Origin of the sequence: Pseudomonas sp. B1-22 (genome assembly GCF_050474425.1) — a bacterium.
Lineage (GTDB): Bacteria > Pseudomonadota > Gammaproteobacteria > Pseudomonadales > Pseudomonadaceae > Pseudomonas.
In genome coordinates this window covers 97,692-112,570 of record NZ_JBCHVH010000007.1, presented here as the reverse complement: position 1 = coordinate 112,570, position 14,879 = coordinate 97,692, and the positions used below count along the sequence as shown (strand labels likewise).

At 65.5% G+C, this 14,879-nt stretch carries 14 protein-coding genes; 7 read left to right on the top strand and 7 right to left on the bottom strand.

What is annotated here, in order from left to right:
- From ACQ5BL_RS25490 to ACQ5BL_RS25460, 7 genes are all read left to right on the top strand, one after another.
- Complete coding sequence (locus tag ACQ5BL_RS25490) at positions 1-2,109, top strand: 3-hydroxyacyl-CoA dehydrogenase NAD-binding domain-containing protein (RefSeq protein WP_243808203.1); 2,109 nt, start codon at positions 1-3, stop codon at positions 2,107-2,109.
- A gap of 15 nt (positions 2,110-2,124) precedes the next feature.
- The gene (locus tag ACQ5BL_RS25485; RefSeq protein ID WP_243808202.1) at positions 2,125-3,312 is read left to right on the top strand and encodes an acetyl-CoA C-acyltransferase; all 1,188 of its coding nucleotides are present in this window, start codon (positions 2,125-2,127) and stop codon (positions 3,310-3,312) included.
- Positions 3,313-3,325: 13 nt separating this feature from the next.
- On the top strand, positions 3,326-4,105 hold the full coding sequence (locus ACQ5BL_RS25480; RefSeq protein ID WP_243808201.1) for an SDR family NAD(P)-dependent oxidoreductase: 780 nt from the start codon (positions 3,326-3,328) through the stop codon (positions 4,103-4,105).
- Between the two features lie 100 nt (positions 4,106-4,205).
- Entirely contained in the window at positions 4,206-5,474 is a 1,269-nt protein-coding gene (locus ACQ5BL_RS25475) for an alpha/beta hydrolase (protein ID WP_243808200.1), read from the top strand.
- Between the two features lie 17 nt (positions 5,475-5,491).
- A complete protein-coding gene (locus tag ACQ5BL_RS25470) occupies positions 5,492-5,905 on the top strand; it encodes a hypothetical protein (RefSeq protein WP_243808199.1) in 414 nt (137 codons plus the stop codon).
- 3 nt (positions 5,906-5,908) lie between these two features.
- Positions 5,909-6,976, top strand: a complete 1,068-nt coding sequence (locus tag ACQ5BL_RS25465) for an alpha/beta fold hydrolase (protein WP_243808198.1) — start codon at positions 5,909-5,911, stop codon at positions 6,974-6,976.
- Entirely contained in the window at positions 6,973-7,569 is a 597-nt protein-coding gene (locus tag ACQ5BL_RS25460) for a GNAT family N-acetyltransferase (protein ID WP_243808197.1), read from the top strand. Before ACQ5BL_RS25465 ends, ACQ5BL_RS25460 begins: the two co-directional genes overlap by 4 nt.
- Positions 7,570-7,615: 46 nt before the next feature.
- Here ACQ5BL_RS25460 and ACQ5BL_RS25455 read toward each other — a convergent pair whose 3' ends face one another.
- The 7 genes from ACQ5BL_RS25455 to ACQ5BL_RS25425 form a co-directional block, all read right to left on the bottom strand.
- Positions 7,616-8,647 (bottom strand): DUF1214 domain-containing protein, encoded by a 1,032-nt coding sequence (locus ACQ5BL_RS25455; protein ID WP_243808196.1) that lies wholly within the window; start codon positions 8,645-8,647, stop codon positions 7,616-7,618.
- A gap of 49 nt (positions 8,648-8,696) precedes the next feature.
- Positions 8,697-10,088: a DUF1254 domain-containing protein gene (locus ACQ5BL_RS25450; protein ID WP_243808195.1), complete on the bottom strand. Its 1,392-nt coding sequence runs from the start codon at positions 10,086-10,088 to the stop codon at positions 8,697-8,699.
- 61 nt (positions 10,089-10,149) lie between these two features.
- Positions 10,150-11,718 carry a long-chain-fatty-acid--CoA ligase gene (locus tag ACQ5BL_RS25445; RefSeq protein ID WP_243808194.1) on the bottom strand — a complete coding sequence of 523 codons (1,569 nt, stop codon included), beginning with the start codon at positions 11,716-11,718 and terminating at the stop codon, positions 10,150-10,152.
- A 20-nt stretch (positions 11,719-11,738) separates the two neighbouring features.
- Positions 11,739-12,347 (bottom strand): DUF2889 domain-containing protein, encoded by a 609-nt coding sequence (locus tag ACQ5BL_RS25440; RefSeq protein ID WP_243808193.1) that lies wholly within the window; start codon positions 12,345-12,347, stop codon positions 11,739-11,741.
- Between the two features lie 75 nt (positions 12,348-12,422).
- Complete coding sequence (locus tag ACQ5BL_RS25435; protein ID WP_243808192.1) at positions 12,423-13,574, bottom strand: acyl-CoA dehydrogenase family protein; 1,152 nt, start codon at positions 13,572-13,574, stop codon at positions 12,423-12,425.
- Positions 13,575-13,591: 17 nt separating this feature from the next.
- Entirely contained in the window at positions 13,592-14,422 is an 831-nt protein-coding gene (locus tag ACQ5BL_RS25430) for an SDR family NAD(P)-dependent oxidoreductase (RefSeq protein WP_243808191.1), read from the bottom strand.
- A 36-nt stretch (positions 14,423-14,458) separates the two neighbouring features.
- Entirely contained in the window at positions 14,459-14,878 is a 420-nt protein-coding gene (locus ACQ5BL_RS25425; protein WP_243808190.1) for a MaoC family dehydratase, read from the bottom strand.
- Between the last annotated feature and the right edge of the window lies 1 nt (position 14,879).

The window sequence follows — 14,879 nt, the reverse complement described above, 5'->3', positions numbered from 1 at the left end:
ATGACTGAACTCATTCACTACCGGCAGCAAGGCGAAATCGCCCTGGTGGGTCTTGCCCGCGCGCCGGTCAACGCCCTCGGCCAGCCCCTGCGTGCGCAGTTGCTGCAGGCTGTGGAGCGGGCCGCGGCGGACGCCTCGGTACGCGCCATCGTGCTGTTCGGCGACGGCCTGCCGTTCAGCGCGGGCGCCGACATCGGCGAATTCGCCACCCCGGCGTCGTTTGCCAGCCCCGACCTGCCGGGCCTGCTGCTGCGCCTGACGCAACTCGACAAACCGCTGATCGCCGCCATCGGCGGGGTGGCCCTGGGCGGTGGGCTGGAGCTGGCCCTGGCCTGCGGCTACCGCATCGCCCAGAGCAGCGCTCACCTGGGGTTGCCGGAGATCAAGCTCGGCCTGCTGCCCGGCGCCGGCGGCACCCAGCGTCTGCCCCGGCTGATCGGCATCGAGGCGGCGGCCGACATGATCCTTGGCGGCGAGCCGCTGAGCGCTGCCAAGGCTCTGGCCCTCGGTCTGCTGGACCGCGTCGTTGCCGACGGCGACCTGCTCGAACAGGCGATGGACTATGCCCGCAACCTGCTGGCCAAAGGTGCTCCTGCCCGCCCCGCCTGGCGCTGGGAACAGCCGGAGGCATCGGCTCCGGCCGGCTACCTGAATGATTATCGGCAGGCCCGGCAGAAGCAATGGAAGACCCAGCAGGCGCCCCTGCGCGCCCTGGCCGCGCTGGAAGCCGCCTGCACCCTGCCGCTGGAGGAGGGGCTGCGCCACGAGGGTGAGCTGTTCAAGGCCGCCGAAACCTCGGCGGAATCCGGCGCGCTGCGCCATGTGTTCTTCGCCGAACGCGACTGCGGCAAGCTGCCGGGCATCACCGCTGCCACGCCCCTGCGCACGATCGACCAGGTCGCGGTGATCGGCGCCGGCACCATGGGCGGAGGCATCGCCATGAATTTCGCCAATGCCGGCATTCCGGTAACGCTGCTGGAGCTCAAGGCCGAAGCGTTGCAGCGCGGCCTGGCGCAGATCCGCCGCAACTACGAGATCAGCGTGCAGCGCGGCAAGCTTTCCGCCGAGCAACTGGAACAGCGCATGGCGTTGCTGCGCGGCACGCTGGAGTATGCCGACCTGGCCGAAGCCGACCTGGTCATCGAGGCGGTGTTCGAGAGCCTGCCGATCAAGCAGCAGGTATTCCGCACCCTGGACGAGGTGTGCAAGCCGGGAGCGATACTCGCCAGCAACACATCCACTCTCGACGTCGACGCCATCGCCGCGGTGACCCGCCGCCCGCAGGACGTCCTCGGCCTGCACTTCTTCAGCCCCGCCAACGTGATGCGACTGCTGGAGGTGGTGCGCGCCGCGAAGACCGCGCCCGAGGTGCTGGTCACCACCCTGAAGGTCGCCCGGCGCATCGGCAAGGTGCCGGTGGTGTCCGGCGTGTGCTTCGGCTTCATCGGCAACCGCATGCTCGAGCCCTATTCCCGCGAGGCGCATCGCCTGCTACTGGAGGGTGCCACGCCGGCGCAGATCGACGGCGTGCTGACCAACCTGGGCCTGGCGATGGGCGTGATCGCCATGCACGACCTCGCGGGCATCGACGTCAGCTACCTGATCCGCGAGTCGCGGCGCGATGCCATCGCCCACGACCCCAGCTACTGCAAACTGGCCGACGAGCTGTACGCACTGGGCCGCTACGGACAGAAGACCAGCTGCGGCTACTACTTCTACGAAGGCCGCGAACGGCGCGACGATCCGCAAGTCGTCGCCCTGGCCGAACACATCGCCCTGGAGCTGGGCATTGCCCGGCGCCCGATCAGCGATACGGAAATCCACGACCGCTGCCTGTTCATGCTGATCAACGAAGGCATCCAGTTGCTGGACGACGGCATCGCCCTGCGCAGCGGCGATATCGACCTGGTGTGGATCAACGGCTACGGCTTCCCCGCCTGGCGCGGCGGCCCGATGCATTACGCCGAAACCCTCGGCCTGCCCCTGGTGCTGGAGCGCATCCGCCATTACCGCGACACCCTGGGCGCCTATGGGGCCATGTGGTTCCAGCCGGCGCCGCTGCTGGAGCGCCTGGTCGCCGCCGGCCGCACCCGTATCGAACGCCTCTGACTGCAGGAGCAGGACATGAAAGAAGCCGTCATTCTCTCCACCGCGCGCACGCCGATCGGCAAGGCCTTTCGCGGCGCCTTCAACCACACCACCTCGCCGAGCATGGCGGCCTTCGCCATCCGTGCGGCCGTCGAGCGCGCCGGCATCGAAGCGGCGGAAATCGACGACCTGGTGATGGGCACCGCGATGCCCGCCGGAACCGCCGGCTGGAACCTGGGGCGCATGAGTGCCCTCGCCTCCGGCCTGCCGCTGTCGGTCAGCGGCCAGACCCTGGACCGCCAGTGCGCCTCCGGCCTGATGGCGATTGCCACCGCCGCCAAGCAGATCATGGTCGACGGCATGCAGGTGACCATTGGCGCCGGCCAGGAGCAGATCAGCCGGGTGCAGAACCGCCACATGGAATGGGCCATGAGCGAACAGGACCCGCTGGTGCTGCGGCATGCCGAGCTGGCCTACATGCCCATGCTGCAGACCGCCGAGCTGGTAGCCCGGCGCTACGGCATCGGCCGCGACGCGCAGGACGCCTACTCCCTGCAATCCCAGCAGCGCACCGCCGCTGCCCAGCAGGCCGGGCGCTTCGCCAGCGAGATAGTGCCGGTACAGGTCACCCGCGCGGTCACCGACAAGGCCAGTGGTCAGGTCAGCTACGAATCGCTGGTCCTCGACCGTGACGAGGGCAACCGCCCGCAGACCCGCCTCGAAGACCTCCAGGCCCTCAAGCCTGTGATCGAGGGTGGCTGCATCACCGCCGGCAACGCCAGTCAGCTGTCCGATGGCGCCAGTGCCTGCGTGCTGATGGACGGCCGCCTGGCCGAACAACGCAACCTGGAGCCGCTGGGCGCTTACCGCGGCATCGCCGTGGCCGGTCTGGCGCCGGAGGAGATGGGCATCGGGCCGGTGCTGGCCGTACCCAGGCTGCTCAGGCAGCACAGCCTGACGGTGGACGATATCGGCCTGTGGGAGCTTAACGAGGCGTTCGCCTGCCAGGTACTGTACTGCCGGGACAAGCTGGGCATCGATGACCAGCGGCTGAACGTCAATGGCGGCGCCATCGCCATCGGCCACCCCTACGGCATGAGCGGGGCGCGCATGGTCGGTCACGCTCTGCTCGAAGGCCGGCGCCGGGGTGTGAAATACGTGGTGGTGACCATGTGCGTCGGTGGCGGCATGGGCGCCGCCGGACTGTTCGAAGTATTCCACTGAGCGAGGCAATGCCATGACCGAGCAATCACAGCGTTTTTCTTTGGCAGGCAAGATCGTCCTGATCACGGGCGCTTCCAGTGGCATCGGCGCACACCTGGCGCAGGTCGCCGCCGCGGCGGGCGCGCGGGTGGTGCTGGCGGCCCGCCGCGTGGAGCGCCTGGCCGAACTGGCGGCGCGGATCGCCGACCAGGGCGGCGAGGCGCTGGCGGTGCCACTGGACGTCACCGACCGGGCCAGCGTGGAGGCGGCCTTCGACACCGCGCAGGCGCGCTTCGGGGTGGTCGACGTAGTGCTCAACAACGCCGGCATCGGCCAGGGGCAGCGTGCCCTGGAACTGAGCGAGGACGATTGGCGCGCCATGCTCGCCACCAACCTCGACGGCGTCTGGCGTGTGGCCCAGTGCGCGGCGCAGCGCCTGGCCCAGGCCGGCCGCCCCGGCAGCATCGTCAACGTCGCGTCGATGCTCGGTCTACGGGTCGGCATGGGCTACAGCCACTACTGCACGGCGAAGGCCGGGGTGGTGCAGCTGAGCAAGGCGCTGGCGCTGGAACTGGCGCGCCAGCGCATCCGCGTCAATGCCATCGCCCCCGGCTACTTCATCACCGAAATGACCGACGGCTACTTCGACAGCGAACGTGGCCGCCAATACATCCACGACGCCATTCCGATGCGCCGCCTGGGTGAATTGTCCGAACTGGACGGCCCCTTCCTTCTGCTGGCCAGCGAGGCCGGCGCCTTCATGACCGGCAGCGTACTGGCGGTGGACGGCGGGCAGTTGGTCAACAGCCTGTAACCGGAAAGGGTTGGCCCCTCCCGTCCCACAGGAGTGGGGCGCGCGAGGGGGCAAGGTCCATAGCATGGCCGGCATCTCCGCGACTACAAGGAATCCCGTCGTGACCACCCATGCCATTTCGACCGTCCAGGCCCCCCGCCCCTCCGGCAAGGGCCTGCCCCTCACCTGGCGCACGCCCGTCCCGGACCGCGATGCGCGCGCCTTCCTGCGCATGCTCAACCTGGCCACGCAGATCAAGCCCGTCGAGTCCTACTCGGTGAGCGAAATCCGCGAACTGTGGCGCCTCACTGCCCTGGCGCTGGGCACTCGCCCGGCGCTCGACAGCGTGCGGCAGTATCAAATCGAAGGACCGGGCGGCGAACTGAGCCTGCGCATCTACAGCCCGGCGCGCAGCGACGCGCTCCGCCCGGCCTTCCTCTGGATCCACGGCGGTGGCTTCATGGTCGGCGGACTGGACACGGCGGAATCGATCTGCCGCAATCTCGCCCTGAGCGCCGGCTGCATTACCATCGCCGTCAGCTACCGGTTGGCGCCCGAGCACGATCTCAACGCCAACCGCGAGGATTGCCTGGCCGTGCTCGACTGGGTCATTGCCCATGCGCAGGAACTGGGCATAGACGCCGAGCGCCTGGCGGTCGGCGGCGACTCGGCGGGCGGCAACCTTACCGCGGTGATCGCCCAGGAAGCGCGACGCCGGGGTATCAAGCTGGCGCTGCAGGTCCTCGCCTACCCCGCCACCGAGCTGGTGGACTCCTTCCCGTCGCTGGCCGAGAACGCCGACGGTTACATGGTCACCCAGCACATGCTCGGCTATATCCAGCGCGCACTGGCGGACTCCACGGCGCACCTGGACACTCGTTCGCCCTGGCTGTCGCCCCGCCGGCAGAGCAATCTGCGAGGCCTGGCGCCGACGCTGCTGATCAGCGCCGGGCTCGACCCCATCCGCGACGACGGCCTGGACTACGCGGCGCGGCTGCGCCAGGCCCGCGTCCCGGTGCAACTGCTGCACTATCCGGGGCAATTCCATGGATTCCTCAACTTCGACGCCATCAACGGTGCCGCCGTAGACGCCCTGCAGCGCATCGGCGCCGCCCTGATCGAGGCCTTCGAAGGGCGCCACAGCGATGCCACGCTGGAAATCGCCGACGCCACGCACAGTACCAATGTCGCCGGCGAAGCCCGCGCCGCCGCGCTGACCTTCTGGAACGCCGCCGATGGCTGGCGCGACGCCCTGCTGGGCCAGGTTTCTCCCTGGCTGGCCCGCACCACTCGCTGGGCGCTGCTGCCCTACTCCGCCAGTACCCGCCCCTTGCGCCGCTGCCTGCAGGGCAGCGCTCCGCTTTCGGCACTGCAGACCTACCCCGCCTGACGACAGGAGAGTCCAGCATGACCGCATCACGCTTTCCCGACCCGCTGCAACTGTGCCGCGAGGCCCTGAACAAGCTCGAAAACGGCATCAACGGTTTTGCCGCCCGGAAGATGGACTCCACTGAATTCGCCCAGGCCATGACCGCCTACACGCGCGCCTCCACCGGCGCCCGCTACCTGGCGGAGCGTTCCATCGCCCGCCTGCTGGAACAGTTGGACCTGCCCAGCCGAGGTGAGGTCCAGGAGCTGGCCGATGCGGTACGCCGCATCGAGGACAAACTCGACCAGCTGCTTCCCGACTCAGCACCCAGCGCCTTGCTGCCCCGCCCGCCCCGTAGCCGGCAGCCCCTGGACCTGCAACCGGAGCAGGCGTTGAGCAAAGCGCGGCAGCGGGCCAGGCAGCCCGCGGCCAAAGCCAAGAGGAAGCCCTGAGCCATGCCATTCGAAAAGACCTTCACCGGGCGCCTGAAAAGCGAAGCCCGGCGCATGTTCAAGCGCAGGCTCAACGCGCTGGACTACATCAGTTCCCCCGGCCCGAAGGTGGGGGAAACGCCCAAGCGCCTCCTGCACCGCCGCGGCACGCTGAGCCTGTATCACTACCAGTCCACGGCCGATGAGGTGTATCGCGTTCCGCTGCTGCTGGTAATGGCCACCACCAACCGCGCCTACCTGTTCGACCTGGCCAAGGGGCAGAGTCTGGTCGAGTTTCTCCTGCACCGCGGCTATGACATCTACGTGGTGGACTGGAACCCGCCGACCCGGGCCGAGCAGCACCTGAAGATCGAGAACTACGTGCTCGACTTTCTTCCCGACTGCCTGCGCCGCGTGCAACAGGACTCGGGGGTAGAGGAAGTCACCCTGGTGGGCTACTGCATGGCCGGCATCCTCTCGTGCATCTACGCGGCGCTGCACCCGCAGGGTCCGCTGAAGAACCTGGTGTGTTTCACCACGCCGGTGGACTGGAGCGAGGTGCACTGGACACGGACCGTGGCGAACCCCGACTACTTCGACGTCGACGAACTGGCCGACCGCCTGGGCATCATCCCCTCGAAGATGATCCAGAACGCCTTCGACCTGCTCCGCCCGGCCGGCCGCATCGCGGGCCAGCTGCGCCTGTGGGACAACCTGTGGAACGACCAGTACGTCAAGGGCTACCGCATGATGACCGGCTGGGGCGCCGATACGCTGCCGCTGGCGGGCGACTACTACCGGCAGATCGTCAAGGAACTGGTCTGGCAGAACAGCCTGTTCAAGGACAGCCTGCGCATCGGTGGACGCGCCGTCCGCCTCGATGCGATCAAGGTGCCACTGCTGCACGTCATCGCCGAGCACGACACCCTGGTGCCTCCGGCCAGCGCGCAACCTTTGCTGCACAAGGTGAGCTCCGTCGACAAGGAAGAACTGATCATTCCCGGCGGGCACGTCAGCCTGGTCGCCGGGCCCGCGGCCATCAAGCGCATGTGGCCATCACTGGATCACTGGTTGGGAAAACGCTCCGTATGAAGAAGCCCACGCAACGAAACTACCCTCGTTACCTCGCACTCAACGACACCCAGGTGGAGTTCCGTCTGATGCGCATGGAGGACGGGCCGCCCCTCACCGAGTTCATCGCCGGGCTACCGATGCGCGACCTGCTGTTCGTGCGCCGCGACATCAGCCATCCCAAGGTCATCGCCGCCTGGCTGGGCTCCCTGGGCAAGGACGTCACCAGCCTGGTGGCCTATTCCGACGGCCAGATGGTGGGCTGCACCGCCGTGGTGGTGGACACCTGGTCCTGGTCATCCCATGTCGGCGACCTGCGCGTGCTGGTGGCGCCGGCCTGGCGCGGCGTGGGTCTGGGCCGGGCGCTGATCAAGGAGTGCGTCAACCTGGCCGTCAGCCTCGGCCTGGAGAAGCTGACCGTGCACATGACGGTGGACCAGAGCGCCGCCATCAAGGCCTTCCAGGAGCTGGGCTTCCAGGCGGAATCGGTGCTGCGCAACCACGTCAAGGATCACGACGGGCGTGCCTACGACCTCGCCATCCTCAGCCTTGAAGTCAGCGATCTTGCCGTGCGCGCCACCGGCCGGGGCATGACCACGGCGCTGAAGGAGTAGATGAAAAAAAGGGGCAGCTCGCGCTGCCCCTCTCGACGTCCCGCGCTCAGTTCGCCGGCGTGGCCTCGGGGAAGCGCCAGCTGCCCGCAAGTACCGAGGATTGCGGCTGGTACAGGCGGACCATGTAGTTCCAGCCCGGCATGATCGGCAGGCAGTTGGGTTGCTCATCGCAGTTCCCGAAGCGCACCCGGATAGCCCCATCGCTTTCCTTTTTGGCCGTCACGCTGTTGAGCGAATAGGCATTGCGCGGATTGGCGACGAAGTAGCCCTTGTCGTTGTAAACGCTGACCGACCAGAAGGCATCCACCGGCACGTCCTTGACGCGCAGCTCGTAGGGCGTGACGCCATCGTTGCGCTGCGGCGTGACGTTCAGGTAGATCGCGTCCTGGCTCGGGTTGCCGCCCCAGGCGGACGCCGTGGCGATCAGGTGGCGCACCGGATCGACCTCGTTCTGTCGACCAAAAGCGCGATTGAGATCAGGTTCCAGCTCCGCCAGTGCGAGCAGCGCCGCGCGCACTTTGTCCTGGCTGCTCTTCTCCCACGCCGGCAACTCCAGCCGCCCGCTGCCACGCTGCTCGACCTTGATCAAGTCCTGCAAGGCATGGGCCTCTTTCATATCCTGTGGACTCTCCGGGTCCGCGAGTACACGAATGCCCACAGCGGCGTAGCGGGTCCCCACGCTGTCGCGGGTCAGCTGGTGCACGCCGGGGCGGTAGAACATGCCCTGAACGAAGTGGTCCTCGTTGATGACCTGCATCGACAGATAGCGCTTGCCGGCATCGGGCAAAGTCACGCTTACCGGGCCCGCGTCGAGATCGAAGACGCCAACCGAATACAACGTATCGCGGTTCAGGCGGATAACTGTCTGTTTGTCGATGGACGCCAACTCGCGATTGTGCCGCAGCTTGCCCAGCCCATCGCGCTGCGCCATCGCCGCGAAGTAGCGATCGGACTCGGCCCTGACGAAATTATCGACGTTGACCGGAATCGCTGTGGACGGCGTAGTGGCGGCGGCTTGCAGGATGCACAAAGGGGTCAGTATCAGACCCGCCAAGTAACGGGATACCGGGGACTTCATGGTTCACTCCAGTTCATTGGAACACAAGTTGACGTCCTCTCTGTGAGGATCAATCCACCACCTGTATCGACGGTTTTCGCCACTCTCCGGAAAGCGCTTCAGGCATGGGCCAGTAGAGACGCATGGCGAGCAGGAACGGCCCTTTGGGGACGGGCAGCCAGTTGCTGCGCGCAGGCCCCTGCGGTGGCTCGCTTTGCAGATGCAGCGTGATGCCGCCGTCGGCATCGCGCTGCAATTGCGGCAACATGGCCGAGTTGATCAGGTAGCGCTGCAGTGGATTGGCGACCAGCGTACGTTGCGGCAAGGTGTAGGGCGTCAGGGACCAGAACGAGCGCACCGGGGGCAGTTGGTCCTTCTCGAAGCGCAAGGTATAGCGCTTCCGACTGCCATCGAGTTTGCTTCCCTGGGCATCCATGTAGTAGGTCGGATACAGCGCCTCTTCAGCGGAGTTGCCGTAGATACCCAGGGCAGCTCCGGCCATGCGGTACAGGTAGTTGCCCGCCATGTGTTCGCGGCTGCCGAAGACATCGGCGCTGCTGACCTTGCCCGCATTGCGCAGGCGTTCGAATTCGGCCATGGACTGGCTCCAGGCATCGGCCATACCCTCCTCCACGGCCTTACGCACTGACGGCGATAAAGTCTGCAGGTCGAAGGTGTGGCCTGGGCCGATGTTCAGCCGTGCGAAACGCTCCATCATGGGTTTTTCTTCGGGCAGTGTCGGGCAGTAGCTCAGCACGAAGTTCAACACCTTGAAGAAATCGGGCGAGCGACGCTCCTGCTCCGCCGTGAGCGGCGCGACAAAATCGATGGCCGGAGCCACCGGCGCCGGTTGGCCGAGGTACGCCGAGAGCGGCTGAACCGTGAAGCCCGCCTGAATCTTGCGCACCGCCTCCAGATCCTCGGCATTGAACAACTGGGTGCGATAGAACACGAAGGCGAACTGGGTATCGGCGCGGATCACCCGCGCAATGCCCGGCGGTGTCGGGCCGTGCCAGTCCGGGCCCGCCAACAGGTAGCGCGCCGCTTTGTTGCCGCCGTTGCTCCGGCTGCCCACGTAATCGAAGTTGTAGGTGTAAGCATCGACGAATTGCAGCGAGTAATAGCGCTCGGGCTCCATGTCGGGAACGCTCAATACCAGGGGCTCTGCCCGCAGGTCGGCGCCCAGTTGCGAATACGGCGTATCGGCGTTGGGCGACTGGAGGGCGGTATCGGCCGGTGTGTACAGGCGCGCCTCGCTGTGCAGGTGGTTCCAGGGGGCCTTGAACTCCGGGCTCGAACGATCCTGGAAGTAGGTGTACTGGATGCGGTAGCTGTCCACCAGCGGGAAGCCGTAGACATAGGCATCCCGAGCGATGGCGCGGGCTTCCTCGGGGGTGGGCTCGCCAGCCAATGCCAGCACGGCCAGGGCCATGGAAAGAGCCCCGATCAGCAATCGAATCATGAGTCGTCCTCTTGCGGCGGTAAGTTCGCCCAGGGCCTTTGGGCTGGCCCAGGGCCAGCCATCAGGCGATGTTGCGCGAGTGTTTTTCCCAGAACGGTTTGCGCAGCTCGTTCTTCAACACCTTGCCCACGCTGGACAAGGGCAGGCCGTCGCGGAACTCCACGCTGCGCGGGCACTTGTAGCCGGCGATCCGCTGCCGGCAGTGCTCGATGATCGCCTCCATGGAAGCCTCCTGCCCCGGCTTGAGGATCACGATGGCATGTACGCTCTCGCCCCACTTGTCGCTGGGAATGCCGATGGCGGCGCACTGCGCGACGGCGGGATGGCTGGCGATGGCGTTCTCCACCTCGGCCGAATAGACGTTCTCACCGCCACTGACGATCATGTCCTTGAGCCGGTCGACGATGTAGACGAAGCCTTCGTCATCCATGTAGCCCCCGTCGCCGGTATGCATCCAGCCGTTACGCAGTGCCTCGGCGGTCGCCTCGGGCTTTTTCCAGTAACCCAGCATCACGTTCGGCCCACGTACGATGATTTCACCCACCGTGCCTCTGGGCACCTCGTTGCCTTCGCTGTCGACGATACGTAATTCGACACAGGCCACCGGCCGTCCGGCCGAATACATCCTGCCGCTGGCCTGATGCTCGGCGCCGTGGAACTCGGCATCGAGCATGGTTCCGCCCGTGGTCAGCTCGGTCATCCCATAGCCCTGGAAGAAACCGGCGGCCGGGAAGGCCTGGCAGGCACGGTCGAGCAGGGCCACGGAAATCGGCGAGGCGCCGTAGATGATGTTGCGGATCCGCTCCAGGGGGACTTCGGCGAGTTCGGGATTGGCGCTTCGTGCATCCAGAATCATCTGGATCATGGTCGGCGCCAGCATCATATCGGTGACGCCTTCGTGCAGAATCGCGCGCACTGCGGCTTCGCCGCTGAAAGCCGGTAACGGCACATGCACACCACCGGACACCATCAGCCCATACAAGGCGGAGAAATCGGCGAGGTGGAACATCGGCATGGCGTGCAGGAACACGCTATCGCTGCGGAAGAAGCCTTTCGCCTGGGCGGCATAGGTGGCGAACGCGAGATTGTTGTGGCTGATCATCACGCCCTTGGGGAAACCCGTGGTGCCGCCGGTGTAGAAGATGCCTAGCAGGGCATCGCCGCCGCGCCGGACATCCTCCACCGCAACGGAGCTGGCAAGCAGTGATTCGTAGGAGAGCATGCCGGGCGGTGTTTCACCGTCTCCGGCGTAGATCACCGCACGGATGCTGGAAGCCTGCTCGGCGAGAACCGCGCCGACCTCGGCGAAAGCGTCGTCAACGATCAGCAAGGTGGATTCTGAGTCATCCAGCGAGTAGAGGATTTCGGCCGGGCTCCAGCGGGTGTTGACCGGGTTGAGCACCCCGCCGCCCCAGGGCACGCCGAACGCGTACTCGATGTAGCGCTGCGAATTGCGCGCCAGCATCGCTACGCAATCGCCGTTGGCCATACCCAACTTCCTGAGCGCACCGGCCAGACGCGCGATGCGGTCATGCAATTCGACAAAGGTGACGCTGCGCCCCTGATAACGGATGGCAGTGGCCTGTGGACGCTGTTGCAGATGGCGATGCAATCCCTGGGTGATGTACATCGATACCTCCATTCTTGTTGTTATGAACGATTGGCCGTCGGACCCTGTTCATTCGCGGTCGGGTGTAACCCCATGATCCGTACGACGTCGCCGTCGGCCCTGTAGGCATGGCAGGTGCCAACAATCCAGTGCGGTTTGGTCGCCGGGTTGTTTTCCTGCTCCTTGCGTGCGGCGTCGTACTTCAAGGTCGCGGTGGTCTGGATGGCCGTCGTCGCCAACGACCAGAGCAGATCGGTGAGATGGGTGCAACCCTTCTCGCTGCCGATCCGTTCCAGCGCGTTGGCACGAAAGCCTTGGGCGATGCTCAGCCCTTGCAGGGCAGCATAGGCGCCGTCGATTTCATAGCAGTAGGGCGTCGGCGCGGAGCCGGTGGTGCCCCTGATCTCGCGAATCACCAAGGCCTCGTCGAGCACCATGGTCATTTGCATGGAATGAACCGCCTCGCCGGCGGCAATCTCCCTGAAGGGCAAGGACGAGTCGTAGGTTTTGCGGTCGTGCAGGCTACCCTCGAATTCGAAGAGCTGATCCTGGCGCCGGTAGCCCTTGCAGACGATCTGCCGAACGTGCAGCAGTTGTCGTCCGTCCGCCTGCACGGAACCTTCGTCGAGCTGATTGGGTGCATCGTTCATACCGACTCCTCATCAGGGTAAGGGGTCTGACCCACGCCGCTCCCGTGGCAGAGCGGCATGGGCGACCTTTCCACATTACAGCGACCGACCGACCAGCTCGCGCTGGATCTCGTTGGCGCCGCCGTAAATGCGCGACACCCGTGCATCAGCGAACATGCGGGCAATGGGGTATTCGTTCATGTAACCGAAGCCGCCGAAGAACTGCAGGCAGGTGTCGATCACCTCGCCCTGACGGTCGGTCAGCCAGAACTTGCCCATGGATGCCAGGGTGGAGTCCAGCGTCCCGTCCACCCAGCGCTGGATGATCAGATCGACAAAGGTGCGCGCAGCAAGAACGGTCGTCTTCACCTCCGCCAGGGTGAACCGGGTGTTCTGGAAGTCCAGGATCGACTTGCCGAACGCCTTGCGGTCTCGTGTGTACTCCAGGGTCAGGGACAAGGCCCTTTCCATGGCCGCGACGGCCTGGATGGCGATCTCCGCGCGCTCGTAAGGCAATTGCTGCATCAACTGGATGAAGCCCTGTCCTTCCACGCCGCCGAGCAGGCAATGTTCGGGTACCTCGCAGTCCTGGAAGAACATCTCCGAGGTGTCCTGGCCGTGCAGGCCGATCTTGTCCAGGCACTTTCCGCGCTGGAACCCTGGCGTGTTGGTATCGACGATGAACAGGGAAATTCCGCGCGAGCCCTTGGCCTCGATATCGGTCTTGGCCACGACTATGACCATGTCGCTGTTCTGGCCGTTGCTGATGAAGGTCTTGGAACCGTTGATCACATAACGGTCGCCCTTCTTCACCGCGCGGGTCTTGACCCCCTGCAGATCGGAGCCGGTGCCCGGCTCGGTCATGGCAATGGAGCAGATGACTTCGCCGGAAGCGATGCGCGGCAGCCACTGGCGCTTCTGCTTCTCAGTGCCGCTGGCCAGGATGTAGTGGCCAACAATGTGGTTGATGCTCAGCGCGATGCTCATGGCACCTGCATAGGTCAGTTCCTCCATGGCCACCGCGTAGTAGGCCGGCGAGCCATCGACGCCGCCGTACTCGGACGGCATGTCCGGAAGGATCATGCCCATCTCGCCACAGGCGAGCCAGGCCTCGCGGTCGGAACGGTGCTGCTCCCGCCATTTGTCCTCGTGGGGCACCAACTGCTCGCGGACGAAGCGGCGGATGCTGTCGCGGAAAGCCTCCAGATCGGCATCCGCCCAGGGCGAACGATAATTTTCGACGCGCATCTTTCTACCTCCGGCAATCAGACCACGGTACCCAGACCACCGCCGCAGACCAGAACCTGGCCGGTGACGTAGTCGGACTCGGGAATGCAGAACATGTACACCGCGCCGGCGGCTTCGTCCGGCGTGCCCGGACGGCCCAGCGGGGTCATGTGTTTGGATTGCTCGACCAGTTGCGGGCTGATGCCGACGCGGATGTCGCGACCCTCGATCTTGACGGTCTTCACTTCGCCCTCGACCGGTACGGTCATACGGGTTTCGATATGACCGTAAGCCACGGCATTGACGTTGACCTTGTGGCGACCCCACTCCTTGGCCAGGGCCTTGGTCATGCCCATCACCCCGGCCTTGGCGGTGGAGTAGTTGATCTGGCCGGCGTTACCGCTGGCCGATACCGAGGAAATGTTCACCACCTTGCGATTGACCACCCGGCCTTCGGCGGCTTCCTGCTTGGCCGCCGCGCTGATGACCGGATAGGCAGCGCGCAGGATGCGGAACGGCGCGGTGAGGTGGCAGTCGAGGATGGCGTACCATTGTTCATCGCTCATCTTCTGGATGACGTTGTCCCAGGTGTAGCCGGCGTTGTTGACGATGATGTCGATGCCACCGTAGTTGTCGACGCCGGTCTTGACGAAGCGCTCGGCGAAGTCCACCGCAGTGACGCTGCCGATGCAGGCGACAGCTTCGCCACCGGCCGCGCGGATCTCCGCGACCACTTCCTCGGCGGGCGTCGAGTCCAGATCGTTGACCACCACCCGAGCGCCCTCGGCCGCCAGCTTCAGGGCGACACTACGGCCGATGCCACGACCGGAACCGGTCACCAGGGCTACTTTTCCTTCAAGCTTCTGCATGTTGTTCTATTCCTGCTAAGGGATTGGCTTGGGCGCTCAGGCCAGGGCTACAACGGCTTCGCCGATGATCTTGGGCTCGCCGTACTGGTTGGCGCACTGGATCTCCAGGCGTACCTGTTTTTCACCGTCACGCTCGAATTTCTCGGTGATGCGTCCGGTGAGATGAGGGATGTTGTCCAACTGGGTAATGCCGACGAAACGCACCGCCAGCCGGCGTAGCTGCGGCTGCGGTACCCACTGGGTGAGCAGACGTCCGAGGTAGGCGGCGGACAGCATGCCGTGGGCGAACACGTCGGGCTGGCGCGCCTTGCGGGCGAAGTCGATGTCGATGTGAATCTGGTTGTGATCGCCCGAGGCGCCGGCATAGAGCGCCAGCGTGGTGCGGTTGATCGGACGCAGCTTCAGCAATGGCAGCTCATCGCCCACCTGAACGTCGCTGTAGAGAGGAATGTTCATC

Bases quoted from the DNA above. Each gene is read 5' to 3' on its own strand.
- ACQ5BL_RS25490 (WP_243808203.1), top strand. From the start codon at position 1: ATGACTGAACTCATTCACTACCGGCAGCAAGGCGAAATCGCCCTGGTG.
- ACQ5BL_RS25485 (WP_243808202.1), top strand. From the start codon at position 2,125: ATGAAAGAAGCCGTCATTCTCTCCACCGCGCGCACGCCGATCGGCAAG.
- ACQ5BL_RS25480 (WP_243808201.1), top strand. From the start codon at position 3,326: ATGACCGAGCAATCACAGCGTTTTTCTTTGGCAGGCAAGATCGTCCTG.
- ACQ5BL_RS25470 (WP_243808199.1), top strand. From the start codon at position 5,492: ATGACCGCATCACGCTTTCCCGACCCGCTGCAACTGTGCCGCGAGGCC.
- ACQ5BL_RS25465 (WP_243808198.1), top strand. From the start codon at position 5,909: ATGCCATTCGAAAAGACCTTCACCGGGCGCCTGAAAAGCGAAGCCCGG.
- ACQ5BL_RS25460 (WP_243808197.1), top strand. From the start codon at position 6,973: ATGAAGAAGCCCACGCAACGAAACTACCCTCGTTACCTCGCACTCAAC.
- ACQ5BL_RS25455 (WP_243808196.1), bottom strand. From the start codon at position 8,647: ATGAAGTCCCCGGTATCCCGTTACTTGGCGGGTCTGATACTGACCCCT.
- ACQ5BL_RS25450 (WP_243808195.1), bottom strand. From the start codon at position 10,088: ATGATTCGATTGCTGATCGGGGCTCTTTCCATGGCCCTGGCCGTGCTG.
- ACQ5BL_RS25445 (WP_243808194.1), bottom strand. From the start codon at position 11,718: ATGTACATCACCCAGGGATTGCATCGCCATCTGCAACAGCGTCCACAG.
- ACQ5BL_RS25440 (WP_243808193.1), bottom strand. From the start codon at position 12,347: ATGAACGATGCACCCAATCAGCTCGACGAAGGTTCCGTGCAGGCGGAC.
- ACQ5BL_RS25435 (WP_243808192.1), bottom strand. From the start codon at position 13,574: ATGCGCGTCGAAAATTATCGTTCGCCCTGGGCGGATGCCGATCTGGAG.
- ACQ5BL_RS25430 (WP_243808191.1), bottom strand. From the start codon at position 14,422: ATGCAGAAGCTTGAAGGAAAAGTAGCCCTGGTGACCGGTTCCGGTCGT.
- ACQ5BL_RS25425 (WP_243808190.1), bottom strand. From the start codon at position 14,878: ATGAACATTCCTCTCTACAGCGACGTTCAGGTGGGCGATGAGCTGCCA.